This window comes from Pseudarthrobacter sp. 1C304, from assembly GCF_052245515.1.
Lineage (GTDB): Bacteria > Actinomycetota > Actinomycetes > Actinomycetales > Micrococcaceae > Arthrobacter.
Genome location: NZ_JBQQCH010000009.1, coordinates 166,658 through 193,616, shown reverse-complemented (window position 1 = coordinate 193,616; position 26,959 = coordinate 166,658). Strand labels below are relative to the sequence as shown.

Annotated in this window: 19 protein-coding genes; 9 read left to right on the top strand and 10 right to left on the bottom strand. The window is 68.6% G+C overall.

Annotated elements, in window-relative coordinates:
• Positions 1 to 457 precede the first annotated feature (457 nt).
• The 3 genes from ACTWQD_RS16125 to ACTWQD_RS16115 all read left to right on the top strand — a co-directional run bounded on the left by ACTWQD_RS16125 (position 458) and on the right by ACTWQD_RS16115 (position 5,017).
• Entirely contained in the window at positions 458 to 745 is a 288-nt protein-coding gene (locus ACTWQD_RS16125) for an HU family DNA-binding protein (protein WP_066436531.1), read from the top strand.
• Between the two features lie 142 nt (positions 746 to 887).
• The gene (locus tag ACTWQD_RS16120) at positions 888 to 3,047 is read left to right on the top strand and encodes a cytochrome c oxidase assembly protein (RefSeq protein WP_443197131.1); all 2,160 of its coding nucleotides are present in this window, start codon (positions 888 to 890) and stop codon (positions 3,045 to 3,047) included.
• A complete protein-coding gene (locus ACTWQD_RS16115; protein ID WP_443197130.1) occupies positions 3,044 to 5,017 on the top strand; it encodes an NHL domain-containing thioredoxin family protein in 1,974 nt (657 codons plus the stop codon). Before ACTWQD_RS16120 ends, ACTWQD_RS16115 begins: the two co-directional genes overlap by 4 nt.
• Positions 5,018 to 5,116: 99 nt before the next feature.
• On the opposite strand, the gene ACTWQD_RS16110 is transcribed toward ACTWQD_RS16115, so the two are convergent.
• The 3 genes from ACTWQD_RS16110 to ACTWQD_RS16100 form a co-directional block, all read right to left on the bottom strand.
• Positions 5,117 to 6,109: a hypothetical protein gene (locus tag ACTWQD_RS16110; RefSeq protein ID WP_443197129.1), complete on the bottom strand. Its 993-nt coding sequence runs from the start codon at positions 6,107 to 6,109 to the stop codon at positions 5,117 to 5,119.
• 101 nt (positions 6,110 to 6,210) lie between these two features.
• Positions 6,211 to 7,929 carry a helicase HerA-like domain-containing protein gene (locus tag ACTWQD_RS16105; RefSeq protein WP_443197128.1) on the bottom strand — a complete coding sequence of 573 codons (1,719 nt, stop codon included), beginning with the start codon at positions 7,927 to 7,929 and terminating at the stop codon, positions 6,211 to 6,213.
• Positions 7,930 to 8,002: 73 nt separating this feature from the next.
• On the bottom strand, positions 8,003 to 8,704 hold the full coding sequence (locus ACTWQD_RS16100) for a type 1 glutamine amidotransferase domain-containing protein (protein WP_443197127.1): 702 nt from the start codon (positions 8,702 to 8,704) through the stop codon (positions 8,003 to 8,005).
• 145 nt (positions 8,705 to 8,849) lie between these two features.
• Here ACTWQD_RS16100 and ACTWQD_RS16095 point away from each other — a divergent pair, with 145 nt between their 5' ends.
• The 3 genes from ACTWQD_RS16095 (at position 8,850) to ACTWQD_RS16085 (ending at position 13,572) form a co-directional block, all read left to right on the top strand.
• Complete coding sequence (locus tag ACTWQD_RS16095) at positions 8,850 to 9,659, top strand: hypothetical protein (RefSeq protein ID WP_443197126.1); 810 nt, start codon at positions 8,850 to 8,852, stop codon at positions 9,657 to 9,659.
• A 151-nt stretch (positions 9,660 to 9,810) separates the two neighbouring features.
• Positions 9,811 to 10,800, top strand: coding sequence for an LLM class flavin-dependent oxidoreductase (locus tag ACTWQD_RS16090; protein WP_443197125.1), 990 nt, complete (start codon positions 9,811 to 9,813; stop codon positions 10,798 to 10,800).
• A gap of 144 nt (positions 10,801 to 10,944) precedes the next feature.
• Positions 10,945 to 13,572, top strand: coding sequence for a trehalase-like domain-containing protein (locus ACTWQD_RS16085; RefSeq protein ID WP_443197124.1), 2,628 nt, complete (start codon positions 10,945 to 10,947; stop codon positions 13,570 to 13,572).
• 27 nt (positions 13,573 to 13,599) lie between these two features.
• Here ACTWQD_RS16085 and ACTWQD_RS16080 read toward each other — a convergent pair whose 3' ends face one another.
• The 5 genes from ACTWQD_RS16080 to ACTWQD_RS16060 form a co-directional block, all read right to left on the bottom strand.
• Positions 13,600 to 14,676 (bottom strand): GmrSD restriction endonuclease domain-containing protein, encoded by a 1,077-nt coding sequence (locus ACTWQD_RS16080; RefSeq protein ID WP_443197123.1) that lies wholly within the window; start codon positions 14,674 to 14,676, stop codon positions 13,600 to 13,602.
• A gap of 158 nt (positions 14,677 to 14,834) precedes the next feature.
• A complete protein-coding gene (locus ACTWQD_RS16075) occupies positions 14,835 to 15,965 on the bottom strand; it encodes an FAD-dependent oxidoreductase (RefSeq protein ID WP_443197122.1) in 1,131 nt (376 codons plus the stop codon).
• Positions 15,966 to 16,014: 49 nt separating this feature from the next.
• Positions 16,015 to 16,941, bottom strand: a complete 927-nt coding sequence (locus ACTWQD_RS16070) for an AEC family transporter (RefSeq protein WP_443197121.1) — start codon at positions 16,939 to 16,941, stop codon at positions 16,015 to 16,017.
• 149 nt (positions 16,942 to 17,090) lie between these two features.
• Positions 17,091 to 17,519: an aspartate 1-decarboxylase gene (gene panD / locus ACTWQD_RS16065; protein WP_443197120.1), complete on the bottom strand. Its 429-nt coding sequence runs from the start codon at positions 17,517 to 17,519 to the stop codon at positions 17,091 to 17,093.
• Between the two features lie 61 nt (positions 17,520 to 17,580).
• A complete protein-coding gene (locus ACTWQD_RS16060; protein ID WP_443197119.1) occupies positions 17,581 to 18,492 on the bottom strand; it encodes a LysR substrate-binding domain-containing protein in 912 nt (303 codons plus the stop codon).
• Between the two features lie 144 nt (positions 18,493 to 18,636).
• Here ACTWQD_RS16060 and ACTWQD_RS16055 point away from each other — a divergent pair, with 144 nt between their 5' ends.
• Both ACTWQD_RS16055 and ACTWQD_RS16050 read left to right on the top strand, forming a co-directional pair.
• Complete coding sequence (locus ACTWQD_RS16055; protein ID WP_443197118.1) at positions 18,637 to 20,100, top strand: amino acid permease; 1,464 nt, start codon at positions 18,637 to 18,639, stop codon at positions 20,098 to 20,100.
• 223 nt (positions 20,101 to 20,323) lie between these two features.
• Positions 20,324 to 23,872, top strand: coding sequence for a bifunctional proline dehydrogenase/L-glutamate gamma-semialdehyde dehydrogenase (locus tag ACTWQD_RS16050; RefSeq protein WP_443197117.1), 3,549 nt, complete (start codon positions 20,324 to 20,326; stop codon positions 23,870 to 23,872).
• Between the two features lie 105 nt (positions 23,873 to 23,977).
• On the opposite strand, the gene ACTWQD_RS16045 is transcribed toward ACTWQD_RS16050, so the two are convergent.
• Together ACTWQD_RS16045 and ACTWQD_RS16040 are read right to left on the bottom strand one after the other, a co-directional pair.
• Positions 23,978 to 24,337 carry a hypothetical protein gene (locus ACTWQD_RS16045; RefSeq protein ID WP_443197116.1) on the bottom strand — a complete coding sequence of 120 codons (360 nt, stop codon included), beginning with the start codon at positions 24,335 to 24,337 and terminating at the stop codon, positions 23,978 to 23,980.
• A gap of 196 nt (positions 24,338 to 24,533) precedes the next feature.
• On the bottom strand, positions 24,534 to 25,388 hold the full coding sequence (locus ACTWQD_RS16040; RefSeq protein ID WP_443197115.1) for a LysR substrate-binding domain-containing protein: 855 nt from the start codon (positions 25,386 to 25,388) through the stop codon (positions 24,534 to 24,536).
• A gap of 139 nt (positions 25,389 to 25,527) precedes the next feature.
• On the opposite strand from ACTWQD_RS16040, the gene ACTWQD_RS16035 reads away from it, so the two are divergent.
• A complete protein-coding gene (locus ACTWQD_RS16035) occupies positions 25,528 to 26,895 on the top strand; it encodes an MFS transporter (protein ID WP_443197114.1) in 1,368 nt (455 codons plus the stop codon).
• The last annotated feature ends 64 nt before the right edge of the window (positions 26,896 to 26,959 follow it).

The following is a 26,959-nucleotide window of genomic DNA, read 5'->3' as shown; positions in this document are numbered from 1 at the left end:
GAAGCTAAGACCCACAGCGCCGATGGTACTGCACCCGGGAGGGTGTGGGAGAGTAGGTCACCGCCGGAACATCATTAGGTCGAGGACCCCAACCACCAGGTTGGGGTCCTCCCGCATTTAACCACCCACCACGCCGCACCAGCGGAAGCGCCCCGGACGGGCCCGCACGACCCGCGGGAGCGTCCACGGTACGCACACCGTAAGTGAGGGAGTATCGGCGGGAAGCCCGCAGGATGTGAGGGAGCGTAGGGGCGGAGGGCGCCGCAACGGAGTGAGCGTCCGCTGACGGCGAAAAACGGGTCCGAAAGGCACCGAATCGCGGGTTTTTCCCCGAAAAAGGCCGAAAACACGCGGAATTTGCCACCTCGGCGGCGCCAAGCTGGTAAGTTTTCGAACAGTGGTTTGTACGCATGCCGTGTGCAGGCTCCAGGAATCATGACCGTCCAGGAGGACATAAATGGCTAAGAACCGTAGTGAACTTGTTGCAGAGGTAGCTGGCAAGGCCGGCACCAGCCAGGCCGCCGTCAACTCCGTGCTGGATGCAATGTTCGAGGTCTTCGAGACCTCCGTCGCCGCTGGCGAAAAGATCACCATCCCGGGCTGGCTCGCAGTCGAGCGCACCGACCGTGCAGCTCGCACCGGCCGCAACCCGCAGACCGGCGAGACCATTCAGATCGCGGCAGGCCACAGCGTCAAGCTGACCGCCGGCTCCAAGCTGAAGGCTGCGGTCTCCAAGAAGAAGTAGTCTTCTCTGAACGCTTGAAAGGAGCGGCGGCCCCCTGGGCCGCCGCTCCTTCTTCGTTAACCGCCCTCGTGGCCGCCGAAGGACCTGCTGCCGGCTGCATCCCGATTCGGCGCCCGGGCCGGGCGTAGCGGACAATGGAACTGTGCCTTCCGCAGCAAATCCCCGTGCCACAGCAGCCGCTCCCGCCCCGGGCGGAGTCCCGCGCGGCCCCGTAGCGCGTTCCGGCGGAATCTCCCGGCCGTGGCTGTTCGCGGGCCTTGCCGCCCTGTTCCTCGGGCTTGTGGCCGCCCTGCTGTTCTCCGGCGCCGCAGCGGCCCGTGAGGTGTCCGACCCGGGCGCCCTGGTCCGGTGGGGTCTTCCGGTCAGCAAGGCCGTCCACAACATTGCGCTGGCCACAGTGATCGGGGGGCTGCTCTTCGCCGTCGGCATCCTGCCCCGCTCCCTCACAGGTTCGCGGTCCAAAGCCGGCGACGAGCCGGAACATCCAGCCTTTACCCGGACACTGGCCATTGCCGCCGCCGCAGGCGTCGCCTGGACCCTGTCCGCGATCGCCGTCCTGGTGCTGAGCTATTCAGACATCGCCGGCCAGGGGATCTCGGGGGACCCGGAGTTCACCCGGTCGCTGGTCTTCTTTATGACCGACATTGAGACCGGCCGCGCCTGGCTGGCCGTCGTTATTATTGCCGCCGTCGTCACCACGGCGCTCTTTGGCGTCCGGTCCCAGGGCGCGCTGGCGGCAACCCTGATCCTGTCCCTCATCGGGCTCGTGCCCGCGGCGCTGATCGGACACTCCGCAAGCTCCGCCGACCACGAAGGCGCCATCAACTCGCTGGGCCTGCATCTGGTGGGCGTTTCCGCGTGGGTAGGCGGCATCATCGCGCTGGCGCTGCTCTCCGGCGTGCTCGCAGCAGCGTCCGGCGCGAAGGGCGGCGGACGCTCCGACGTTGTCGAGCCCACGCTCCGGCGCTTTTCCGCGCTGGCCGGTTTCGCCTTCATCCTCGTCTTCGCTTCCGGCGTCATCAATTCCAGCATCCGCCTGACGTCGTGGAACGACCTCCTGGGCTCGGCATACGGGCAGCTGGTCCTGGCCAAAGCCGCGGCCACCCTGGTCCTCGGCGTAATCGGCCTGATGCACCGGCGCTGGGTCATCCCGCAGCTGGGCAGCCAGGGCGGGGGACTGTCCGCCCGCCGCGTGCTCTGGCAGCTGGTGCTGGCCGAACTGCTGATCATGGGCGCCACGTCCGGGATCGCCGTCGCACTCGGCCGCTCGGCGCCCCCGCTGGGCGAGGCCCTGGTCACGAACGCCTCCCCGGCCTTCATCATTTCCGGCTACGATCTCCCGCCGGAACTCACCCCGGAACGCTGGCTGACCGAATGGCGTCCCGACTGGCTCTGGGTCGCCGTCGCGGCCTTCGGCCTGGTGGCGTACATCCTGGGCCTGCGGAAGGTACGCCGGCGCGGGGACTCATGGTCCTGGTTCCGGACCATCAACTGGGTGATCGGGCTCGGCGTCCTGACCTATGTGACCTCCGGCCCCCCGGCAGTCTATGGCCGCGTTCTCTTCTCCGCGCACATGGTGGACCATATGGCGCTGACCATGGTGGCCCCCATCTTCCTGGTCCTGGGCGCCCCCATGACGCTGGCCCTCCGGGCGCTCACGCCGCGGCGGGACAGCTCGCGCGGCCCCCGGGAATGGCTGCTGATCATGATCCACTCGAAGTTCTCCCAGCTGGTCACGCATCCGCTGTTCGCAGCCGCTAACTTCGCTGGCTCGATCGTGCTGTTCTACTACTCGGATGCGTTCGGCTACGCGATGCGGGACCACATCGGCCACGAGCTGATGAACCTGCACTTCGCCCTGACCGGCTACATCTTCGTCCTCACGATGATCGGCACCGACCCGCTGCCCCGGCGCGCACCGTATCCCATGCGGTTGCTGCTACTGCTGGCCACCATGGGGTTCCACGCCTTTTTCGGCGTCGCGATTATGGGCGGTACCGGGCTGCTGGCGGCGGACTACTTCGGAAACCTCGGCCGGACGTGGGGCCCGTCGGCCCTGCTGGACCAGCAGATGGGCGGAGCGGTGGCCTGGGGCATCGGCGAAGTGCCCACGCTGCTGGTGGCGATCGGCGTCGCCGTCCAGTGGTCCCGGTCCGATGCGCGCGAGTCCAAGCGCACCGACCGGGCAGCGGACAGGAATAACGACGCCGATCTGACTGCTTACAACGATATGTTTGCCAAGCTGGCCGAACGCGATGCCCGGCTGGCCGAACGCAACTCAAAGCTGGAAGGACGCTCATGACCGAAACCGTACGCACCCACCTCCGGGTCCGGGCCTCCGAGCTGGTGGGCCGCAACTGGCTCAACACCGGCGGCAAGTCCCTGGACCTGGAATCACTGCGCGGCAAGATCGTGCTCCTCGACTTCTGGACCTTCTGCTGCATCAACTGCCTGCACGTCCTGGACGAGCTACGCCCGCTGGAACAGCAGTACTCCGACGTCCTCGTGACCGTGGGCGTGCACTCGCCCAAGTTCGAGCACGAGGCCGACCCTGTGGCGCTGGCCGCCGCCGTCGAACGCTACGAGATCCGCCACCCGGTCCTGGACGATCCCGAACTGGACACCTGGAAGGCCTACACGGCACGTGCGTGGCCCACGCTGGTGGTCATCGACCCCGAGGGCTACATCGTGGCGCACCTCTCCGGCGAGGGCCACGCCGACGGCCTCTCCGTGCTCATCCCCGAACTGATCGCCGAGCATGAGGCCAAGGGGACCCTGCACCGCGGCGACGGCCCCTATGTGGCGCCGGAGCCGACGTCGGGCACCCTGCGGTTCCCCGGGAAGGCCCTGTTCCTTCCCGCCGGACGCGGCGGCAGTGACTCCTCAGAGGCTGAAACCGGCGCTGGCTCGTGGCTGGTTACCGACACCGGGCACCACCGGCTGGTGGAACTCTCCACCGACTTCCAGACCGTCCTGGCCACCTACGGCTCCGGTGAGAAGGGCCACGCCGACGGCGGTGCCGCCGTCGCCCGCTTCAACGAGCCCCAGGGCCTGGTGCTGCTCCCGGAGGACGTCGCGGCGAAGGCCGGCTACGACGTGGTGATTGCCGATTCCGTGAACCACCGCCTGCGCGGGCTGACGCTCGCTGACAGGACCGTGCGGACGCTGGCCGGCAACGGCGTGCAGCGGCTGCTCGAGACCGGCCCGGCCCGGGTGGACGAGGAAGGCGCCGCCTACGGCACCCGGCTGGAGGAGGACCCGTTGCGGGTGTCCCTCAGCTCCCCCTGGGACGTTGTCTGGTCCACCAAGCTGAACGCCGTCGTCGTGGCGATGGCCGGCGTGCACCAGATCTTCAGCTTCGCCCCGGAGACGGGCGCCGTGTCCATCATCGCGGGCAACGGTCTGGAGGGCCTGCTGGACGGCCCGGCCGAGGAAGCCTGGTTCGCCCAGTCCTCCGGCCTCGCCGAGGACGCCGACGGCAACATCTGGGTGGCGGACTCCGAAACTTCGGCGCTGCGCAAGCTTGTGATTTCCGACGGCGGCACGGTCACCGTGGAATCCGCCGTCGGCAAGGGCCTGTTTGACTTCGGTTTCCGTGACGGGCCGGCGTCGGAGGCCCGGCTGCAGCACCCGCTGGGCGTGACGGTCCTGCCGGACGGCTCCGTGGCGATCGCCGACACCTACAACGGCGCGGTCCGGCGCTACGACCCTGCCACGGGCACGGTGTCCACGCTGGCGCGCGGCCTGTCCGAACCCTCCGACGTGATCGTCGACCACACGCAGGTGGCCGGTGCGGAGCCGCTGCTGGTGGTGGTTGAGGCGAACAAGCACCAGCTGGTCTACGTGCCGATTCCCAAGGAAGCGCAGCAGGTGGATGAGGGCGCCTCGCAGACCCACCGGCCCAAGAGCCCGGTCGCGCCGGGGCTGCTGGAGCTGACCGTCCGCTTCACCGCGCCGACGGGCCAGAAGCTGGACGACCGCTGGGGCGACCCCACCCAGCTGAAGATCTCCTCCACCCCGCCGGAGCTCCTGGTCTCCGGCGGCGGCACGTCCGTGGGACTGCTCCGCACCCTGGAGCTGTCGTCCGAGGTCCCCGAGGGTGTCCTGCACATCACCGCACGCGCCGCTGCCTGCGACGGCCCCGAAGACGCCGACGGCGAGATCCCGGACCACGCCGCCTGCCACCTGTACCAGCAGGACTGGGGCATCCCGGTGCTGCTGCAGGCCGACGGCGACACCGAGCTGGTGCTGGACCTGCGCGGAATGGACTGACGCCTGATTCCTTACGCTCCGAAAGGCTGCTGTCCGTGACCCGGCGTCACTGACGGCAGCCTTTTGGCATCTGCGGGGGAGCGGCCCGACGGCCCGGGGTCAGTAGTTCAGGAGCGGGGTGACCTTGACGGTGTCGGCGTCGACGTCCAGCCGGGTGGTGAAGCTGAAATCGTGCACGGCGTTCAGCTCCGTTACGGCTCCCGTGAACAGGTCCACCTGGCGGGCCTTGATCTGCGCCTTACCGTTCAGTGGCGCCACCACCCAGCGCCCGCCGAAGGGCTCAATGCTGACGGTGGGGTACTCCGTGATGCTCCAGTCGATGGTGCCGTCGATCACGCGGTTGTTGGTGGTGTGATAAAACGGGCAGTCCGGCTGGAGCTTCTGCTGCTTGTCGGCCGTGTCCGCGCACGTATCCAGGAACTCTTTCAGCTTGCTGCCCACGGCATCTTTCAGCCCGTCGGTGGCTTCCGTCAAGAGGTTCAGCGGGGCGGCCGGGAGGTCCCGGGCAGACAGGGTGGCTTTGGTGGCCGGGGCGGAGAAGTAGCTGCCGGTCAGGGAGGCCTCATATTCGCCAGGGTAGAAGACGGCGAAGGAGTTGCGGCCGTTGGGCATGTTCACCGGCACCCCGTTGAGGGTGGCCTCATTGGCGTTGACCACCGTGACATCCAGGACGGGCAGGGTTGCGGGAACAAAGGCCCACTTGGAGAAGAACAGCCACTCGGTGCCCGTCTTTTCCAGCAGGAACTCGGTGCGCAGATCGCTGCCGTCAATCGTGTAGTCCACCGGGACCATGACCTGGTTTCCGCCGCGGTCCTCGGCCTCGCCGTACTTCAGGCCGCTGATGCGGGAGGCGGCCGTCTGCAGCGCGGTCCCGTCCAGCATGGCGGCGCTGCTTTGGGGCACAGAGGCGCGCAGCAGGCCCAGGGCTTTCTCACCCTCGCCCTTCTGCAGGGCGTCGATATACTCACGGACAGGCTGCTGCGGGCTGGCGATGGTGTTGTTCACAATGTTGATCGCGACGATGCCCGCGGCCACGGCGAGCATCAGGACCAGCAGCCACCCGGCTGCAGTCCTGACCAACGCCTGACTCATTTGCACGTACCTTACGTTACCTGCACCCCTCAGGAATCCCCTTGTCACAGCGGCCCCATGTGTCAGGGACCGCACGGACGGCGGGGACGTCCGGGCTGGTTCTAGCGGCGGCGCTTGGGGGCGTTGCCGAAGACGCCGCGGAGAAGCTCGCGGCCCAGCTGGGTCCCCAGCGAGCGGGCCATGCTCTTGAGCCCGCCGCCGAGTGCCCCGCTCAGGACGCCGGCCAGATCCCCGGCCGTGCCGCCGTCGCCCGCGGACTGGCGCTGGGGCTGCCGGGGTGCCTGGCGCTGCGGTGCTCGGCGGGATCCGTCAGATGCGGGAGCCGGCGCGGGCCGGGTGCTGGGCCGGCCCAGGATTTCCTCCTCGATCCGCCGCGCCTCGGCGTCGACGTCCACCGGGGAGGCGCCGGCCGGGCCGCCGCCGGGGGACGGTGCCGCCGGCGTTTCCGCTGCGCCCGTGGAGGCGGCGGCCGCCCCGGTGATCTTCTCGTAGGCGGAATGGTTGTCGACGGCGGCGCCGTACCGGGGCAGGAGCGCGGAGCCGGCCACGGTGCTGAGGATGAGGGCGTCGGCGCTGGGGCCCATAAGGGACTCCGGCGCGCGCAGGCGGGTCAGTGCCACGGGGGTGGGGGCGCCCTTTTCGTTCATGACAGTGACCACCGCCTCGCCGATCCCGGCGGACGTGAGCGTTTCCTCAAGGTCATAGTCGCTCATGGGGAAGGTGGACACGGTGGCCTTCAGCGCCTTGGCATCCTCCGGCGTGTAGGCGCGCAGGGCGTGCTGCACCCGGTTCGCGAGCTGGCCCAGGACTTCGGCCGGGACGTCCTTGGGGGTCTGGGTGACAAAGAAGATGCCCACGCCCTTGGACCGGATCAGCCGCACGGTGGTGGTGATGGCGTCCAGGAAGGCCTTCGAGGCGCCGTTGAACAGCAGGTGCGCCTCGTCCAGGAAAAACACGAGCTTGGGCTTGTCGAGGTCGCCGGCCTCGGGCAGGTCCTCGAACAGGTCGGCCAGGAGCCACATCAGGAAGGTGGAGAACAGCATCGGCTTGGTCTGCAGCGTGGGCAGCTCCAGGCAGGTGACTACACCGCGGCCGTCCGGGGCGTTGCGCATCAGCTCGGCGGTATCGAACTCCGGTTCGCCAAAGAACTTCTCCATCCCTTGCGCCTCAAGGGTGATGAGTTCGCGGAGGATGACCCCGGCCGTCGCCTTCGACAGGCCGCCGAGTGCCTCGAGTTCGTCCTTGCCTTCCGCCGACGTGAGGAACTGGATGACCGCGCGCAGGTCCTTCAGGTCGATCAGTTCAAGGTTGTTCTTGTCCGCGAAGTGGAAGACCAGCTGCAGGCTGGATTCCTGCGTGTTGTTCAGCTCCATGATGCGGGACAGCAGGATGGGGCCGAAGGAGGTGATGGTGGCGCGCACCGGGATGCCGTTTCCGTCCCCGCCGAGGGCCAGGAATTCCACCGGGAACGTCTTGCCGGACCAGTCCTGCCCGATCCCGGACGTGCGGGCCAGCAGCTTTTCGCTGCCGGTGGCGGCAGTGGCCAGGCCGGACAGGTCGCCCTTGATGTCCGCCAGGAAGACCGGTACCCCGGCGGCGGAGAGCTGCTCGGCCATCATGTGCAGGGTGACGGTCTTGCCGGTGCCGGTGGCCCCGGCCACCAGCCCGTGGCGGTTCATCATGGACAGCGGCAGCCGGACCGGGGCGTCTTTGTGGACGTCGCCGTCGACGATCGCGGCACCCAACTCGATCGTGGGGCCCTCGAAGGTGTACCCCTTCTGGAGGGTGGCGACTTTGTCAGCTGTGGATTTGATGGCCATGCCGACAGCTTAGCCGGGCCGGGCACCCCGGACCCGGCTAAGCTGTCGGTTTTCTGCGCTCTGGTCCTGGGGGTTAGCCGGCGAGGGCGTTGAGGACTTCCTTCGCCACGGCCTCGCTGGACTGCGGGTTCTGGCCACTGATCAGGTTGCCGTCGCGCACCACGTGGGAGGTCCAGGCAGCGGCGTTCTCCACCACTGCGCCCTTCTCCTTCAGGAGGTCCTCCACGAACCACGGCGTGTTGGGGCCGGTGCCGCCGCCCAGTTCCTCCTCGTTGGTGAAAACGGTGAGGCGGCGTCCCGCAAACGCGAACGTTCCGGCGTCGTCCGTGGCGCTCAGCAGCCCGGCCGGGCCGTGGCAGAACGGGGCAATGACCTTGCCGTCGGCGTTCGCTGCGGTCAGCAGCCTGCCAAGGTCGGCATCGCGGTAGAGATCTGCCATGGGGCCGTGCCCGCCCGGCATAACGATCGCGTCGTAGCCGGAGAGCTCGACGTCGGCCAGCGCCAGCGGCGCGGACAGCTCGGCGTCGATCTCGGAGATGTAGGTGCGGAAGCTGTCGGCGCGGTCCTCACCCCCGGCGGACTCGGCCGCCAGGCTGACCTGGTCCACCGTGGGCTTCGCGCCGCCGGGCGTCGCGATGTGGACGGTGTGGCCGGCGTTCCGGAGGGTCTGGTGTGAAACCACCAGCTCCTCGGCCCAGTAGCCGGTGGGGTGTTCGCTGCCGTCCCTCATGGTGAGGGAATCAGCGGCGGATACGACCATCAGGATGTTAGCCATGTCAGTCTCCTGTTCTGCCGGCCAGGCGGCCGGCGGTGAATGGAAAAGCGGTCCATGGGCGGCAACCCCCCGCAGCCGCCAGGTATTCCGGCGACGCGCGCGCCGGGCTTCAAGGTGCCTCAAGGGTCCCGCAGTAAGCTGGGGTATGGCTACCCGGGTATTGACGAAGCTGGTTTCCGCCGCCATCACGCTTGGCCTTGTCCTGCTGGGCGGAGGGCCGGCGTCAGCTGCGCCGCCCCGGACGTCAGAACCGGTCGGCATCGACGTTTCGTGGCCGCAGTGCGGCAAGACCCTTCCCAAGCGGCCGGCGTTCGCGATTGTCGGGGTGAACAACGGGCTCGCCAACACCACCAACCCGTGCCTGGCTGAGCAGCTTGAGTGGGCGGAGACCGCGCCGACGCCGGCGCTCACCGACCAGCCGCGGGTGGCGCTCTACGTCAACACTGCCAACCCGGGCCTGCAGGGCTCGTGGTGGCCCACGTCGAACCACTACGGCGGTGCCGACGTCGACAACCCGTACGGTGTCTGCGGCAGCGGGGCCGGCGACTTCAAAGCCTGCTCGTACATGTACGGCTACGCGAAGGCCTATGACGACGCCACGATCCGCGGGATCGACAATCCGCAGGACTACCTGTGGTGGCTGGACGTGGAGACGGAAAACAGCTGGCAGGCGGACAAGGCCGCGAACGTTGCCGACCTTGAAGGCATGGCCGACTACTTCGAGAGCATCGGTGCGAAAGTCGGGATCTATTCCACGGGCTACCAGTGGGGCCAGATCGCCGGCACGGTTCCTGCCGACAGCCCCCTCGCCGGCCTGCCAAGCTGGCTCGCCGGGGCGCGGTCCCTGAACGGCGCCAAGTCGAACTGCTCCCTGCCGGCGCTTACCCCCGGCAGCCGCGTGGCCCTGACGCAGTACGTTTCCGGTGGCCTGGACTACAACTATTCGTGCCCCTGACCCGCTGGCCCCCTGACATGCCGCCCGGTGCATGGGGAACGCCACAGCGGGCGCAGAAATAAGCCGGGACCCGGCGTCGTTGTCACCAGTGTGCGTCCGCCAGAGGCCGGCGCCCGTCAGTGACTTCCGCTACGAAAGGCCGGCTTTTTCCGTGACTGTTCCGCTTTCCATCCTTGACCTGGCAACCATCGGCAAGGGCCAGACGGCGGCAGAGAGCCTGGCGGGCAGCGTGGCCATGGCGCAGCTCGCCGAGACCCTGGGCTACCGGCGGGTCTGGTACGCCGAGCACCACAACATGTCCGCGATCGCCTCCTCGGCCACCAGCGTGCTGATCGCCCACGTCGCCGCGCAGACCGAGAGCATCCGCCTCGGCGCCGGCGGTGTGATGCTGCCCAACCACTCCCCGCTCACCATCGCCGAGCAGTTCGGCACCCTGGAAACCCTGCACCCCGGGCGGATCGACCTGGGCCTCGGCCGCGCGCCGGGCAGTGACCAGAACACGCTGCGCGCCCTGCGCCGCGACCCGATGTCCGCCGACAGTTTCCCGCAGGACGTCCTCGAACTTCAGGGCTACCTGACCGGCCCCACCCGCATTCCGGGCGTGGAGGCCACCCCCGGCAAGGGCACCAACGTGCCGTTGTACATCCTGGGATCCTCGCTGTTCGGCGCCCGGCTCGCCGCGCAGCTGGGCCTGCCGTACGCCTTCGCCTCGCACTTCGCGCCCAACGCCCTCCAGGACGCCGTCGCCCTCTACCGCCGCGATTTCCGGCCCTCCGCGCAGCTGGACGCCCCGCACGTGATCGCCGGCGCCAACGTGATCGCTGCGGATTCCGCGGCGGAGGCGCAGGAGATGTTCCATGCCACTAAACGCGCCCGCGTCTCGCTGTTCTTCGGCAACGGCCGCGAGTTCAGCGACGATGAGGCGGATATGATCCTGGACTCGCCGCAGGGCCAGCACGTGGGGCAGATGATGAAGTACTCTGCCGTGGGCACCCCGGACGCCGTGCTGGACTACCTTGACGAATTCGCCGCGCACGCCGACGCCGACGAGCTGATCGTCGCGCACCAGAGCAACGGAACCGAGGCGCGGCTGCGGTCGGTGCAGCTGCTTGCCGAGGCCGCCGGGCTGGTCCGCGTCTAAGGCGCCGGGGGAGGCGGGCCGGCGGATGTTACACAGACGCAACCGCCGGGACACCCATGGGAAACCGGGCCGGGAAACACTGGGAGTACGTCCCGCAGGGGCGGCCACACGCAGGCATTGGGGACGACCCGAAGGACTCCGCGCATGCCCACTCCGCTCAACCAGACCCTGGCTGACTCTGCCCTCCTGACGAAATCTCTGCCGCTGGGCCTGCTCCGCGCCTTTGTGCAGACCGACGCGGCCGACGACGGGCTGACGCCGCAGCTGCTGGCCGAACTCAAGCTCCTGGCCCGCACGCCGGGACTGCTGGTGGCCTGCAACTACGGCGGGACCCTGTGCGCCGCGGAAGGCATCTCCACCGAGACGCTGCCGCTGGGCAGTGCCGCGATTGCGCTGCGCGCCCTGGCTGCCCTGCCGAACACCCACGCGGCCGTGATCTCGGGGCGTTCCCTGCGCGACCTGGCGGCCGTCTCGCGGCTGCCCGCAGAGGTGCACCTTGTTGGCTCGCACGGCGCCGAGTTCGACATGGGTTTTGCCCACGGCCTGTCCCTGGCCACCGAATCCGTGCTGCAGCAGGCCAGCCAGGCGCTCGCCGAAACCGTGGGCGCCTACCGTGGCATCACGATCGAGCGGAAGCCCGTCGCCGTGTCCGTGCACACCCGCCCGGCCGCCCCCGACGTCGTCGAGCTGGCCACCCGGCAGGCGGAGGACATCGCCCGGGCGCACGGGCTGAACTTCATCATCGACGGCTCCGTCCTGGACCTGTCCGTGGTGGAACCGTCGAAGGGCGCCGCCCTGGAGCACCTGCGCTCCATGCTGGGGGCCAGCGCCGCCCTCTACGCCGGGGACGCCTCCAGCGATGAGGCCGCCATGGCCACCCTGCGCGGGCCGGACCTGGGCCTGCGCGTCGGGCCGGGACCCACCGTCGCACCGCACCGGCTGCGGGACCCGGAGTCCTTTGCCCGCGTCCTGGCGGTCCTCTTTGAGCTCCGGCGGGCCTGGCTTTTCGGCGAGGACGCCGTCGGCCTGGAACGGCATTCCCTGATAGGCAACGGCTCCTCCACAGCCCTCGTTACGCCGGACGCCCGGATCTGCTGGATGAGCCACCCGCTGCCGGACTCGGGATCCCTCTTCGCCCATCTTCTCGGCGGGGATGCGGCGGGGCACTTCTCGGTGGAACCTGCGAAGGCGTCCCAGGTCCTGGGCCAGCGCTACGTGGACAGCACTATGATCGTGGAAACCCGCTGGGCCGACGTCACCGTCACGGACTACCTGGAACCCGCCCCGGAAGGCATCACCAGCCTGGTCCGGGTCCTGTCCGGCACGGGAACGGCGCGGATTGTGTTCGCGCCCCGCCCGGACTACGCCAACGCGCCCTTCAGCATGGAGGACCGCGGCGGGGAACTGCACGTGGTGGGCACCGCGGACCCGATCATCCTGCTCGCACCCGGCGTCGGCTTCACCATCACCTCGGACGGCCGCCACGCCACCGCCACGGCCGACGTCGAACTCCGGCACGGCCCGGTGGTGCTCAACCTGCGCTGCGGCGACACGGAACCGCAGCGCTCCGACCCGCCGGAGGAGAACTCGCGCCGCGCCGCCGTCGCGCACCATTCGCGGCGCTGGGTGCAGGGACTGCAGCTGCCCGCGGTCAAACCGTCCCTGGTCCGCCGCTCCGCCCTGGTGCTCCGCGCCCTGGTCCACGAGCCCACCGGAGCCGTGCTGGCCGCGCCCACCACTTCGCTGCCGGAAGGGATCGGCGGCACCCGGAACTGGGACTACCGGTACTGCTGGCTGCGGGACGCCTCCATGACGGTCAATGCGCTGGTGGACCTGGGCTCCACCGCGGAGGCGGACGGGTTCCTGGCCTGGCTGGGACGGATCCTGGCCCATGCCCCCGGCCCGGAGTGGCTGCACCCGCTGTATTCGGTCACCGGGGCGCCGCTGTCCACCGAGGCCATCATTGAGAGCCTCCCCGGCTACGCGGGCTCCCGGCCGGTGCGAATCGGCAACGCCGCGGACCACCAGGTGCAGCTGGACGTCTTCGGGCCCGTGGCCGAACTGATTGATGCCCTGAGCGCGCGGCAGGGGGCGCTCGCCGATGACCACTGGGAGCTAATCGTCCAGATGGCCGCGGCCGTGCTGGCCCGCTGGCACGAGGCGGACCACGGGATCTGGGAGGCGCGGCGGGCGCCCCGGCACCACGTCTACACCAAGGTGATGTGCTGGGTGGCGCTGGACCGCGCGCTGCGCACCGCGGCCCGGCACGGCCGGGAGCCGCGGCCGGAGTGGGAGCCCACCGCAGCGGCCATCCGGGAGGAAGTCCTGCGCGAGGGCTGGGACGAGAGCTCGCAGTCCTACACGGTGGCCTACGACAGCCCGGACCTGGATGCCGCGGTGCTGCACATCGGCCTGTCCGGTCTGCTGGACGTCGCGGACCAGCGTTTCCTGGACACCGTCACGGCGGTGGAGCGGGAGCTGCGGGTGGGGCCCACCGTGTTCCGGTACCGGTACGACGACGGGCTGCCGGGCCTGGAGGGCGGCTTTCACATCTGCACGACCTGGCTGATCGAGGCGTACGTCGCGGTGGGCCGGATCGAGGAGGCCTGGGACCTCTTCGACCAGCTGGTCAACCTGTTCGGCCCCACCGGGCTGCTGCCGGAGGAGTACGACCCGGGCACCGAGACGCACCTGGGGAACCACCCGCAGGCGTACTCGCACCTGGGTTTCATCCGCTGCGCCAGGCTGCTGGACGCGCTGCCGAAGAACTAGATTCTTCGGACTGATCCGCGACGTCCGCTATTCGCAGGCGATGCCGTCGCGGTCGCCGTCCATCTGCTCGCGGTAACCCGGCTGGCCGGCCCGGAGCGGCGCGGCTCCCGCGGCACGGGCGGCGGCGCAGTTCGCGTAGTATACGGCGGCCGGGGCCGCATCCTTCGGGGCAGGGGCAGGGGCAGGGGCAGGCGGAGGCGCGGGGGCCGGCTGCGGTTCGGCCCTGGCTGGCGGCGCTGCCACGGCAGTGGAAGCGGTGGGGGCGGCCGTGTCGGGGCAGTCCCCCAGCACCCGGGCCATCGCGTCGTGTTCGGCCTGGGTCACCCAGAGCCCGTACCCGGCCTTGACCGAGATCTGGCGGGCCACGTACTCGCAGCGGAAGGACTTGTTCGGCGGCAGCCAGGTGGCGGCGTCGCCGTCGCTCTTGCGCTGGTTTGTGGGCCCGTCCACCGCCAGCAGGTTCAGCGGATCGTTGGCGAAGGAGAGCCGCTGGTCCTCGGAAAGCTGCTGGGCGCCCTTCTGCCACGCGTCGCTGAGCGCCACCACGTGGTCGATCTGCACGGCGTCACTGGTGCTGCTGCCGCGGAGGAAGTTGATCAGCGTTGAGGTGTAGGGATCGTTCAGGATGCCGGAGAGGACAACGCAGTCCCCGGTCCCGGGCTTGAGGGCGAGGCTGCTCAGGTCCCGGCGGAGCATGTCGTTGCGGGTGTCGCAGCCGTTACGGTCGACGTCGGCCCAGGCCTGGCCGAACTGGTCGCGCGAGTAGCCTGTCTTGGGTGCCCGGCCCTTGACCGGAATGGTGGCCAGCACCTCCAATGCCGTGCCGGCAGATGACGGCTGCGGGGGCTGCGCCTGGTCCGCGGCCGGCACACCGGCGCTCTGGGTGGCCCCAGCGGCAGTCGGCGGGGCGGCGCTTTCACTGGAGCTTTCGACGGCGGTCGGGCCGGCGGCCGGGGCGGTGCCGGGGCTGGCGCAGGCCGTGGCGGACACCAGGATCAGCCCGGCCAGCCCGGCGGAAATCCAGTCGACGCCGCCCCTGAGCCTGCCGGACCTGCTGCTGCCGGACCTAGGCCTGCCGGCTCCGGCCGTGCCGCGCGTTCCCACCCTCTGCAAGTCTTCTCCACCTCGTGCTGATGCCCCGGTATCCCGGGGGCGTCCTGCGTCCGGTCCAGCCTACCGGCGCCCACCGCAACGCGGGGTCACATCCGGCCCATGCCGCGGCCCGGGACCGGCGCGGTCTGACCCCGCGTTGCTTCTGACCGTCAGCGGACCCTGCGGCGGGTCGCCGAGAAGATGTCCGGCGCGGTGCCCTCGCCCGTGGCGAGGTCGGCAAGGATCCTCCCCACGACGGGCGTGAATTTGAACCCGTGGCCGGAGAACCCCGCGCCGATCACCAGGGGGCCGATCCGGTCGAGGATGAAGTTTTCGTCCACGGTGGTGGTGTAGGTGCAGCTGACGGGGGTGAGGGAGTCGGCGTCCACGCCCGGCAGCCAGGTCCGGGCGTACCGCTGCAGTGCGGCCATCTGGGTGGGCTCCGGCGTAAACGATCTCCGGTCCGGGTCCACCACCGGGCCCACGCCGTGCCAGCCGGCCTTGATTCCCTCGCCGGGCGTCTGCATCCCGTAAACCGGGGAGTACCAGTCAGCGAACTCCGGGCCCGGGCCGGGGACGTGGTTAAAGCCGGGCCAGAGCGCCCCTTCATCCGCAACGGCGAAGTGCGCCGGTTGCTCCTGCGTGACGGTAAGCCGGGGGAGGGCCACCAGAGCCCCGAGCAGTTTCCCGGTCCAGGCACCGGCGGTGACCACGGCCTGCCGGGCGGCCAGCACCTCGATCCGTCCGCCGTCATCCACGGTGAGCCGGACGCCGCTGTCTTCCACGGCGACGTCAAGCACCGTAACCCCGTGCCGGATGTTGGCCCCGCGGCCGGCGGCGAGGCGCTGCATCACCGGGAGGGCGGCGTCGGGGTTCAGCTGCCCGCCGTCGGGCATGTGCAGCACCTGCTGGTCGAACCGGATGCCGCGCCAGCGATCGGCCGCTTCCGCGGCGTCCAGGAATTCAGCCCGCAGCCCGGCGCCGTGCAGGGCGCGCTGCACGTCACTGAGGCGAGGATCGGTCCCGTGGTTCACGACGCCGGTGCGCGCCAGGAGCTGCTCGCCGCCGTCGGTCTCCAGCTCACCCCACCAGCGGACAGCCTCCGCCAGCATCGCAACGTAGTCCGGGTCGGCGTAGCCGGGGTTGAAATTACGCGTGGCGCCGTGGGAGGCGCCGTTGAGGTGCCCGGGGCTGAACTGCTCCAGCAGGGTCACGTCCCGGCCGCGGCTGGCCAGCGCCCAGGCAGCTGCGGAGCCCATGGCCCCGCCCCCGACGACGACGGTGTCAAGGTGAGTTGTCAAAGGATCCTCCGGAGGGTGTTGGTACGGGAATGCGGCACGCCGGGCGGTCTCAGGCGAGGAGTAGGGCCACCACTGTCAGTGCAGGCACAGCGACCACGGTGGTAATGAGGACGGTGTCCTTGGCGACCACCAGGCCGGTCCGGTAGCGGCTGGCGATCACAAAGACATTTTGCGCGGTGGGCAGGGCAGACGTCACCACGGCGGCAAACAGCGCTTGATCCTCCAGCCCCAGGGCGAAGCGGGCGAAAAGGTAGGCCAGCAGCGGGTGCACAATGAGCTTGAAGAAGCAGGCCAGCAGGGTGTCGGTCCGGCGCCCGGCGGAGGCCTGCAGCGGGCGGGAGCCGTTGAGGCTCATGCCGAACGCCAGCAGCATGGCCGGAATGGCGGCCCCGCCGATCAGCCGGATGGGTTCCATCACCAGTTGGGGCACCTGCCACCCGGTGGCGGCCACGGCGAGGCCCAGGCCGGATCCCACGATCATCGGGTTGCGCAGGATCATCAGCACGAAGCTCAGCGGGGTGGTCCGGTGCGTGCTGGTGGTGGCGTCGAGAATCATCAGGAACAGGGGAGTGAAGAAGGCCAGCTGGAAGATCAGCAGCGGCGCCACATAGCTGGCATCTCCAAGGACGTAGACGGCGATGGGAATGCCCAGGTTGGCTGAATTGGCCAACGAGGCGCTCATGGAGGATGTCAGGGATTCCGGCAGCGGGCGCTTGAGCAGGAAGCGGACGATGACGAAGAAAATCGCCGCTGTGGCGACGGCGCCTACCGCGGCCACCAGCAGCGGGGCGGCGAAGACGTCGTGGACGTTGGCCTTGCTGAGGGTCTCGAAGAGGAGGGCCGGGCTGGCCACGAAGAACGTCAGTGCGCTCAGCACGGAGCGGGCGTTCTCGCCCAGGATGCCGCGCCGGCCCACGAACATGCCCACCAGGATGATGCACCAGACCACGAAGAATCCGGCGAGCACGCCTAGCACGCGGCGGTCCGCGGCAAGCTGCGCAGGTGAAGGGAGGGCGTCACCCTCCCAGAGTAATCAGGTTTATTACTCGGGGGCGCCTGTTACGGCGTTCCGCGGACGCTGAGGGAGCCTGCGGTGCAGGGCCAGTGACAAGCCGGGCGGCGCCGTCAGTTCAGCGTGGCGTTGTTCAGGGCGTACGGCGGGCGCATGATCCCCGGGGTGTGGCCTTCCGCGGGGTCGTTGCCGATCTGGACAATCCGGTTGTCCTTGTCCACATGGACCACTTTGGGGCTGTAGGCCTTCGCTTCATCCGTGGTCATCTGGGCGTAGGTGATCAGGATGATGATGTCGTTCTCGTGCATGAGGTGCGCGGCGGCGCCGTTGATGCCGATGACCCCGGAACCGCGCTCGCCGGCGATAGTGTAGGTCTCCAGCCGGGCGCCGTTGGTGACGTCCACAATGGAGACGAGCTCGCCGGGAAGGATGTCGGCCGCTTCCAGCAGATCCAGGTCCACGGTGACCGAACCGACATAGTGGAGGTCCGCGTGCGTGACCGTGGCGCGGTGGATCTTGGACTTGAATATTGTGCGATTCATAACGGGACCAGTCTAGCCCCGGCCCGCCGGAAGCGCTGTGAGCCAGCGAACACCCGCCGGTTCAGGGGCCTGCCGGCGGGATGGACGCTGCCGTCTCGGCCAGGACCTCCCGGGCCGCCATGATCGCCGGGCGTTTGGTGCTGGAGCGGCGCACCGAGGTGAAGATGGTCCGGTGCGGGTCGCCCGGCAGGGTGATCAGCTGCGACGTGGTTCCCCGCCCGGTCCACACGAGGTCCGGCATGAGGGCAACCGCGTTCCCGGATTCGATGAGCCGGATCTGGGCCTGCAGGTCGGCCGTCTCAAACCGGACGTCGGGTTCGAACCCTGCGCTGCGGCAGGCCTGCTCGGCCCAGTGCCGCGACGCCGCCCCGCGCGGCTCCATCACCCAGGCCAGCCCGGCGGTGTCGGGAAGGGAGCCGACTGCCGGCCGGCCGGGGGCCGGGGGCGGAACGGCGAGGCGGATCGCGTCGCTGGTGAGCCGGACCCGGTCCAGTTCGGCGTACCGGGGGGCCGCGTGCCCCGGGTACTGCTCGGCGATGACCAGGTCGAAGTCCCGCGCCCACGTCTCGTGGAGGGCTGTCTCGGGCTCGCGCTGGGTCATCTCGATCCGCACTTCTGGATAGCGGGATGTCATCCGGGTGAGGGCGTCGGGCATGAGGGCCAGCGCCGCGGACTGAAAGACGGCAATGCGGACCGTGCCCGTCACCGTGGTCAGCGAGGCTGCCAGATCCGCCTCGGCCTGTTCCAGCGTTTCCAGGAGCTGGGCCGTGTGGGCCACCAGAACCTCGGCCTGCGGGGTGAGCTGGACGCGCCGTCCGGTCTTGCGCAGAAGTTCGACGCCGGCCTCCTTTTCCAGGAGGGCCAGCTGCTGGGACACCGAGGAGGGGCTGTACTGGAGCGCCTCGGCAACCTCGGCCAGGGTGCCGCGGATTTTCAGTTCGCGCAGAAGGCGCAACCGCCGGACATCCAGCATTGCTATTCCTTTGTGAATTCTAATGGTTATTGATTAGGAGAATTCACTTTATCTAATGCAATCGCAGTTGCATACTGTTGTCGTTATGTAACCCCCATCACAGGGTGGATTGATGGGCGCCACACCTAAACGCGGGAGACCCTGATGGCTACACAAGACATAGACAGGTCGATCATGCGGCGCAAGCCGATCGACGACATCGAGGAAGAAAGCCTTCACAGCGGCTTGATGAAGAGCCTTGGCTTCTGGCAGCTGACGGCCATCGGCGTCGGCGGCATCATCGGCGTCGGCATCTTTTCTTTGGCAGGCCTTGTTGCGCACGGCAGCGAGTCTGAACCCGGCGTCGGCCCGGCAGTGCTGTTCTCCTTCCTGATCGCGGGGCTGGCCTCCGCGGCGGCCGCACTGTCCTACGCGGAATTTGCCGGCATGATCCCGCGGGCGGGGTCGGCCTATACCTACGGATATGTTGCCCTCGGCGAAATCATCGGCTGGTTCATCGGGTGGGACCTGCTGCTGGAATACATCGCGATCGTGGCCGTCGTGGCCATCGGTATCTCAGGCTACTTCGACGCTTTCCTCACCGGCATCGGAATTAACATGCCCGACTGGATGACCTCGACGCCGGATGAAGGCACCGGCGGCATCGTCAACATCCCGGCGATCGCCGTCTGCCTGCTGGTGACCTGGATCCTGTCCCGCGGCACCAAGACCTTCGGGCGGTTCGAGCTGATCGCCGTCGCCATCAAGGTCATCCTCATCCTGTTCATCATCGGCCTGGGCGTCTTCTACATCGATACCGGCAACTACAACCCGTTTATGCCCAGCGGCTTCGGCCCGGTGGTCGCGGGGGCCGCCACGGTGTTCTTCGCCGTCTTCGGGTATGACGCGATGAGCACGGCCGCGGAAGAGGCGAAGGACGGCAAGAAGCACATGCCGAAGGCCATCATCATGTCCCTCATCATCGCGATGCTCCTGTATGTCGCTGCCACGCTGGTGCTCACCGGCATGCAGAACTACCAGGAAATCGACCCCAAGGCCGGCTTCGCCTCGGCATTCAACAGCGTGGGCCTGCCGGTCATCGCCACGATCATCTCGGTCTTCGCGGTGCTGTCCATCCTGACCGTGATGCTCACCTTCCTGCTTGGCGTCACCCGCGTCTGGTTCTCCATGAGCCGTGACGGGCTGCTCCCCGGGTGGTTCGCCAAGACGGACAGCCACGGCACCCCGCAGCGTGTCACCTGGATCGCGGGCATCGGCTCCGCGCTGCTGGCCGGCGTGTTCCCGATCAAGGCCGTCGCCGACCTCACCAACATCGGAATCCTGGCCGCGTTCGTGGTGGTCTGCACCGCAGTCATCGTGTTCCGCTACAAGAAGCCCGATGCACCGCGCACCTTCCGGCTTCCCCTGATGCCCTTGGTTCCCGCCTTCGGCGTGCTTGCTTCGGCGTTCCTGATGCTTCAGCTGCACTGGGAGACCTGGGCCCGCTTCGGCGTCTGGCTCCTCATCGGCCTGGTCATCTACTTCGGCTATGGCCGCAAGCACTCGCTGATGAACCCGGACAGCCCCCGGCACCAGGAACTGGTGGAAATGCACCGCCCGCTCAAGTAGCCGCGTACCACCCGAGTTGCGCTATCACTTCTGGGTCCCATTCCGGCCTTTTGGGACCCAAAAGTGATAGCGCATCCGTGTGTCTGGGGCGGTTGAGCGCACCTCCCGAACGATCGATTTTCCTAACCAGTATTGCTCGGAAAACATCGCTTTATCTTATGAAAATCCGGTCGCATACTGAATCTGGAACGGTCCACATCTTGAGAAAGTACGAGCACCAGCCATGACCAACATTTCAACGGAGTCCGGCGTGAACACCGGCAACGCGGCCGGGCACGCGCCCGTGTCCGAAGGCTCGCCGGTCCTTGAGGCCGCAGCCCTCGCCGAGGAAACCATCGCGCTGGTGCGCCACTGGCTCACCGAGGCCGGCAAGGTGCCGGTCGACGCCTCGGCCCAGCAGCTGGCAGGCGTCCTCAAGGACCCCAACGGCCTCGACTTCACCGTGGGCTTCGTCGACGGCGTCGTCCGCCCCGAGGACCTGCAGGTCGCCGCCCGGAACCTCGCCGCGCTGGCCCCGAAGGTTCCGGCCTTCCTGCCCTGGTACATGCGCGGCGCCGTCCGCCTCGGCGGAACCATGGCCCCGGCGCTGCCGCAAGTGGTCATCCCGGTCGCCCGGCGTGTCCTCCGCGAGATGGTGGGACACCTGATCGTCGACGCCACCGACGCCAAGCTTGGCCCTGCGATCGCCAAGATCCGCAAGGACGGCATCAAGCTCAACGTCAACCTTCTCGGTGAGGCTGTCCTCGGCGAGCACGAGGCCTCCCGCCGCCTCGCCGGAACCCACAAGCTCCTGGCCCGCCCCGACGTCGACTACGTCTCCATCAAGGTCTCCTCCACCGTTGCCCCGCACTCGGCGTGGGCCTTCGATGAGGCAGTGGAGCACGTCGTCGAGAAGCTCACCCCGCTCTTCACCCGCGCAGCGTCGTTTGCGGACGGCGCGTCAGGCACTGGCGCGGGTAAGGCAGCCAAGTTCATCAACCTGGACATGGAGGAGTACAAGGACCTGGACATGACCATTGCGGTCTTCACCCGGATCCTGGACAAGCCCGAGTTCAAGAACCTTGAGGCCGGCATCGTGCTGCAGGCCTACCTTCCGGACGCCCTGGACGCCATGATCCGCCTGCAGGAGTGGGCCGCGGCCCGCCGTGCCGCCGGCGGCGCCGCCATCAAGGTCCGCGTGGTCAAGGGCGCCAACCTGCCGATGGAACAGGTCGAAGCCTCCCTGCACGACTGGCCGCTCGCCACCTGGAACACCAAGCAGGACTCGGACACCAACTACAAGCGCGTCATCAACTACTCGCTGCACCCGGACCGGACCCGCAACATCCGGATCGGCGTCGCGGGCCACAACCTCTTCGACATCGCGTTCGCGTGGCTGCTCGCCAAGCAGCGCGGGGTGGAATCCGCCATCGAGTTCGAGATGCTGCTCGGCATGGCGCAGGGCCAGGCCGAAGCCGTGAAGAAGGATGTCGGCTCGCTCCTGCTCTACACGCCCGTGGTGCACCCCGCCGAGTTCGACGTCGCCATCGCCTACCTGATCCGCCGGCTCGAGGAAGGCGCCAGCCAAGACAACTTCATGTCGGCGGTGTTTGAGCTCAGCGAGAACGAAACGCTGTTCGAGCGTGAGAAGCAGCGCTTCCTCGCCTCGCTGGCCAAGCTCGACGACGAGGTCCCGCCGCCGAACCGCCGGCAGAACCGTGCCCTCCCGGCAGAGCCGATGCCCCATGATTCCTTCCGGAACACCCCGGACACCGACCCCGCGCTGCCGGCCAACCGCGACTGGGGCCGCGCCATCCTCGGCCGCGTCGCCACCTCCACGCTGGGCAACGCCGCCGTCGAGGCCGCCACAATCAACGACGAGGCGTCCCTGAACGCCGTCATCGACACCGCCGTCGAAAAGGGCAAGGCCTGGGGCGCGCTCTCCGGCGCCGAGCGCGCCGCGATCCTGCACCGCGCCGGCGACGTCCTCGAGGCCCGCCGCGCCGACCTGCTCGAGGTCATGGCCAGCGAGACCGGCAAGACCATCGACCAGGGCGACCCCGAGGTCAGCGAGGCCGTCGACTTCGCGCACTACTACGCCGAGTCGGCCCGCCGGCTCGACGACGTCGACGGCGCCACGTTCGTCCCCGCCAAGCTCACCGTGGTGACGCCGCCGTGGAACTTCCCGGTCGCCATCCCGGCCGGATCCACCCTGGCCGCCCTCGCCGCCGGCTCCGCCGTCGTCATCAAGCCCGCCAAGCAGGCGCGGCGCAGCGGTGCCGTGATGATCGAGGCGCTCTGGGAGGCCGGCGTCCCGCGCGACGTGCTGACCATGGTCCAGCTGGGCGAACGCGAGCTCGGCCGGCAGCTGATCTCCCACCCGGCCGTGGACCGTGTAATCCTCACCGGCGGCTACGAAACGGCCGAACTGTTCCGCGGTTTCCGGCCGGACCTGCCGCTCCTGGCCGAAACCAGCGGCAAGAACGCCATCATCGTCACCCCGAGCGCCGACCTGGACCTCGCCGCCAAGGACGTGGCGTACTCCGCGTTCGGCCATGCCGGGCAGAAGTGCTCGGCCGCCTCGCTGGTGATCCTGGTCGGCTCCGTGGCGAAATCCAAACGCTTCCACAACCAGCTGATTGACGCCGTCACCTCGCTGAAGGTCGGCTACCCGGAAGACCCGACGAGCCAGATGGGCCCCATCATCGAGCCCGCCAACGGCAAGCTCCTCAACGCGCTCACCACGCTCGGCGAGGGCGAAAGCTGGGCAGTGGAGCCGCAGAAGCTCGACGACACCGGCAAGCTCTGGAGCCCCGGCGTCCGCTCGGGCGTCCGGCGCGGATCCTACTTCCACCTCACCGAATTCTTCGGACCGGTCCTCGGCGTGATGACGGCGGAGACCCTCGAGGAAGCCATCGCGATCCAGAATCAGATCGACTACGGGCTCACGTCCGGGCTGCACTCGCTGAACCCGGAGGAACTGGGCCTTTGGCTCGACACCGTCCAGGCCGGAAACCTCTACGTCAACCGCGGCATCACCGGCGCCATCGTGCAGCGCCAGCCCTTCGGCGGCTGGAAGAAATCCGCCGTCGGCGCCGGTACCAAAGCCGGCGGCCCCAACTACCTCGTGGGGCTCGGCGACTGGGTCAGCAAGCCCAGCACCGCCGGGGCCGCGGCGGCCGCCGGGTCCGCCCACGCGGGCGTCCGCCGGATCGAGCAGGCGGCCCAGAGCTTCCTGTCCGCCGAGGAGATGGAGGCACTGCAGCGCGCCCTGGCTTCCGATGCCAAGGCCTGGGCCGAGGAATTCGGCACCGCCAAGGACGTCTCGGGGCTGAGCGCCGAGCGGAACATCTTCCGCTACCGTGCACTCCCGGTCGCGGTGCGGCTCTCCGGCGGCGAACCGCTGGCGCACCTGGTCCGGACCGTGGCGGCGGGCGTCCTGGCGGGCTCCGCGCTGACCGTTTCCACCGCCGTCGAGCTTCCCGCCCGGCTGCACACCGTCCTCACCGGACTCGGTATTGACGTCACCGTGGAGGACGACGCCGGCTGGCTGGCCTCCGCAGCCCGGTTCGCCGGCACGGCCCGGCTTTCCACCTCACGGATCCGGCTCATCGGCGGGGATGCCAAGGCGCTGGCCGAGGCCACCGGCGGACGCCCCGACCTGGCGGTTTACTTCCACCCCGTCACGGAGGCCGGGCGCGTGGAGCTGCTGCCGTTCCTGCACGAGCAGGCCGTCAGCATCACGGCGCACCGATTTGGCACGCCGAACTTCATCTCGGACGGCCTGATCTAGGCGGACCTGCCCCCGGCACCTGACCGGAAACACAAACGAGCCGGGCGGCCACCCTCCAATGGTGGCCGCCCGGCTCGTTTGTTAGGGGCGCGTTGCCCGCAGCAATCAGCCGAAGTACCAGCCGGGCGGAACCCACGCGGCGGGCACAGCGTGTGCGGAGAAGTCGTCGCAGCCAGAGCAGAAGTACGTCACTTCGCCGAGCTTGTTGATGGTGCCGTCCCGGTGGTGGGTGGCGGGAACAAAAGTCTCGAGGTAGATGAACTCGTCCGTGCCGCAACGTTCGCAGTAGGGGCTGCCCACGTATTCGGCCTCGACCAGCGTGGTGGCGTGCGGATCCAGGCGCCCGCGGCTCGGGTGATTGGCCGCGGCACCGCGGTGCACGGCCTGGGAGAAGGGCCCCGCGGACAACAGGTTGCGGGACGTGGATGCTGAGGACGTGTGTGATCGGTTTATGGCTGGCGTCATTGTCGGCCTATCCCGAACGGGTCCGGTGGGTCGCCGATGGGCAGACACACAGGGCGTCGTTCGTATTCGAATCGTTGTCAGAGGCCTCTGCTTGACCTGCAACACACTCAGGATAAGCCAGGAATTCGAGTGGATCAATGGTATGCGTAAGTACGCAATCCGAGTAGGTACAGCCGCGGGTACGCAGGAGCGGCTGTCAGGCGGGACGTTTGAGGGTCCGGCCCGCGATGGTCTGGGTCAGGGCCTCGATCACTTCGGTGTTGGCCAGTGGGTTGCGGATCAGGGTGAAATCGACGTCGCCCACCGGTGGCAGGTCGAAGCGCCGGGTGATGATCTTCAGGTCCTCCGGCACCAGCGAGGACGGCATGACGGCCACCCCGATGCCCGCCCGGACCGCGGCCAGGACGCCGCTGATCTGCCGCGTGGTGCAGGTGATGCGCCAGGTCCGCCCGGCGGATTCGAGTGCGTCGATGGCCAGCTTCCGGCTCAGGCTGGGGGAGGGGTAGGCAATCAGCGGCACGGACTCGGCGGGGTCCAGCGACGTCTGCTCCAGCCCCACCCAGGCAAAGGAATCCTGCTGCACCACCGTGCCGTCCTTGGCCCCGGCCACCCACTTGACGAACACCAGGTCCAGCTGTCCGGCGTTGAGTTTTTTGTAGAGCTGGTCGCTCTGGCCCACGGTCAGTTCCAGGTTGATCTGCGGGTAGACCTGCCGGAACTCCCGCAGGATCCGGGGCAGGCCGGTGATGGCGAGGTCGTCCGCCGTGCCGAAGCGCAGCCGGCCGCGCATGGCGGAGCCGGAAAAGTACCGGGAGGCGGCGTCGTGGGCGGAGAGGATGCTGCGGGCGAACCCGGCCATGGCGTCCCCGTTGTCGGTCAGGCGGACGTCCCTGGTGTCCCGCGCCACCAGCACACGCTTGGCCGCGGCCTCAAGCTTGCGCACGTGCTGGCTGACCGTGGGCTGCGCCAGTCCCAGCCGTTCGGCGGCCTTGGTGAAGCTCAGCGTCTCGGCGACGGCCAGGAAGGACCGCAGTTGGGCGGGTTCGAACATGCTGGCTCCTGACCTGCGGCGGACTTGGGGTGCATTGCGTTTCGTGATGCTAGTTATGCGGTGAATAAGCTTCCACAATCCAATGTGGCCAGCTTAGCGTTAAGGCATCCCCGCTCACCCGCTCCTTTGAGGACTTCACGTGGCACCCCCTCCGCCGTTAGAGGCCAACGTAACTGCACTGCCGGACACCATTACCCAGCCCCTCGCCGTCGTCAGTGAACGGCTGCCGTGGCGCCACACCTTCATCTCGCTGAAGGTCCGCAACTTCCGCATCTTCGTGATCGGCCACTTCATCGCCGTGATCGCCCTGTGGATGCAGCGGATCGCGCAGGACTGGCTGGTGCTCCAGCTCTCCGGGTCTGTCACCGCCGTCGGGATCACGGTGGCGCTGCAGTTCCTGCCCTCGCTGTTCCTCGGACCGTGGGCCGGCATGATGGCGGACCGCTTCGCCAAGCGCCGGATCCTCATGCTGTGCCAGTCGGTGGCCGCGGTGCTGGCCGCCATCCTCGCGGTGCTGGCGCTGAGCCAGCGGATCGAGGTCTGGCATGTCTACGTGATCGCCCTCGCCCTGGGCCTGGTGACCGTGCTGGACCAGCCGGCACGCCAGGTGTTCGTCAACGAGCTGGTGGGGCCGGCCTATTTGCGGAACGCCATCAGCGTGAACTCCACGACGTTCCAGCTGGGCGGCCTGATCGGGCCCGCGCTCGCCGGGCTGCTGCTGACGGCGGTAGGCGCCGGCTGGGCGTTTGCCGCGAACGCCATGGCGTGCTGCTTCACGGTTGCGATGCTGCTGACCCTGCGGAAGGACCAGTTGCACATCAGCGCGCCCGTGCCGAAGCGCAAGGGCATGCTGCGCGAAGGGCTGGATTATGCGCTCAGCAAGCCCACCATCTACTGGCCGTGGCTGATGGCCGGTTTCATCGCTGTCTTTGCGATGAGCCTGCCGGTGCTGCTGGCGGCCTTCGCGGACCACGTGTACGACGTCGGCGCCGGCGGCTACGGCCTGCTGAACGCGCTGGTGGCCCTGGGGGCGCTGGCCGGGGCCGTCACCTCTGCCCGGCGCCGGGAGCTCCGGCTGCGCTCGGTGATGCTGGGGGCCGGCATGTACGGGCTGATGCTCTGCCTGGCCTCGCTGGCCCCCTCCATGGTGTGGTTCGGGGCGGCGATGGTGCTGGCAGGGTTCTGGTGCCTGATGTTCCTGACCGCGGCCAACCAGTTGGTCCAGGTCAGTTCCAACATGGCCATCCGCGGACGTGTTATGAGCCTGTACATCATGGTGCTGATCGGCGGGCAGGCGATTGGCGGCCCGATGATTGGCTGGCTGGCCGAGCACGTGGACCCGCATACGGCCATCCTGGTTTCGGGCGGGGTGCCGGCAATGGCTGCGGCGACGGCCGCCGTCGTGCTGGCGCGGCGCGGGGAACTGATGCTCAAGGTGGATCTCAAAGACCGGCGCAGGCTGCTGAAGATCGTCCGGAACCAGGGCCGGCGCCACGCCTCCGTCTGACTTTACGCGCCGGTTTCACCACCGAAAACGGACGGCCGCTGTGTGGATCCGCGCAGCGGCCGTC

Coding starts and splice junctions, on each gene's coding strand:
- ACTWQD_RS16105 (WP_443197128.1), bottom strand. CDS start 7,929: ATGGCCATCAAATCCACAGCTGACAAAGTCGCCACCCTCCAGAAGGGG.
- ACTWQD_RS16055 (WP_443197118.1), top strand. CDS start 18,637: ATGGCTACACAAGACATAGACAGGTCGATCATGCGGCGCAAGCCGATC.
- ACTWQD_RS16115 (WP_443197130.1), top strand. CDS start 3,044: ATGACCGAAACCGTACGCACCCACCTCCGGGTCCGGGCCTCCGAGCTG.
- ACTWQD_RS16085 (WP_443197124.1), top strand. CDS start 10,945: ATGCCCACTCCGCTCAACCAGACCCTGGCTGACTCTGCCCTCCTGACG.
- ACTWQD_RS16050 (WP_443197117.1), top strand. CDS start 20,324: ATGACCAACATTTCAACGGAGTCCGGCGTGAACACCGGCAACGCGGCC.
- ACTWQD_RS16040 (WP_443197115.1), bottom strand. CDS start 25,388: ATGTTCGAACCCGCCCAACTGCGGTCCTTCCTGGCCGTCGCCGAGACG.
- ACTWQD_RS16110 (WP_443197129.1), bottom strand. CDS start 6,109: ATGAGTCAGGCGTTGGTCAGGACTGCAGCCGGGTGGCTGCTGGTCCTG.
- panD (WP_443197120.1), bottom strand. CDS start 17,519: ATGAATCGCACAATATTCAAGTCCAAGATCCACCGCGCCACGGTCACG.
- ACTWQD_RS16045 (WP_443197116.1), bottom strand. CDS start 24,337: ATGACGCCAGCCATAAACCGATCACACACGTCCTCAGCATCCACGTCC.
- ACTWQD_RS16125 (WP_066436531.1), top strand. CDS start 458: ATGGCTAAGAACCGTAGTGAACTTGTTGCAGAGGTAGCTGGCAAGGCC.
- ACTWQD_RS16060 (WP_443197119.1), bottom strand. CDS start 18,492: ATGCTGGATGTCCGGCGGTTGCGCCTTCTGCGCGAACTGAAAATCCGC.
- ACTWQD_RS16100 (WP_443197127.1), bottom strand. CDS start 8,704: ATGGCTAACATCCTGATGGTCGTATCCGCCGCTGATTCCCTCACCATG.
- ACTWQD_RS16095 (WP_443197126.1), top strand. CDS start 8,850: ATGGCTACCCGGGTATTGACGAAGCTGGTTTCCGCCGCCATCACGCTT.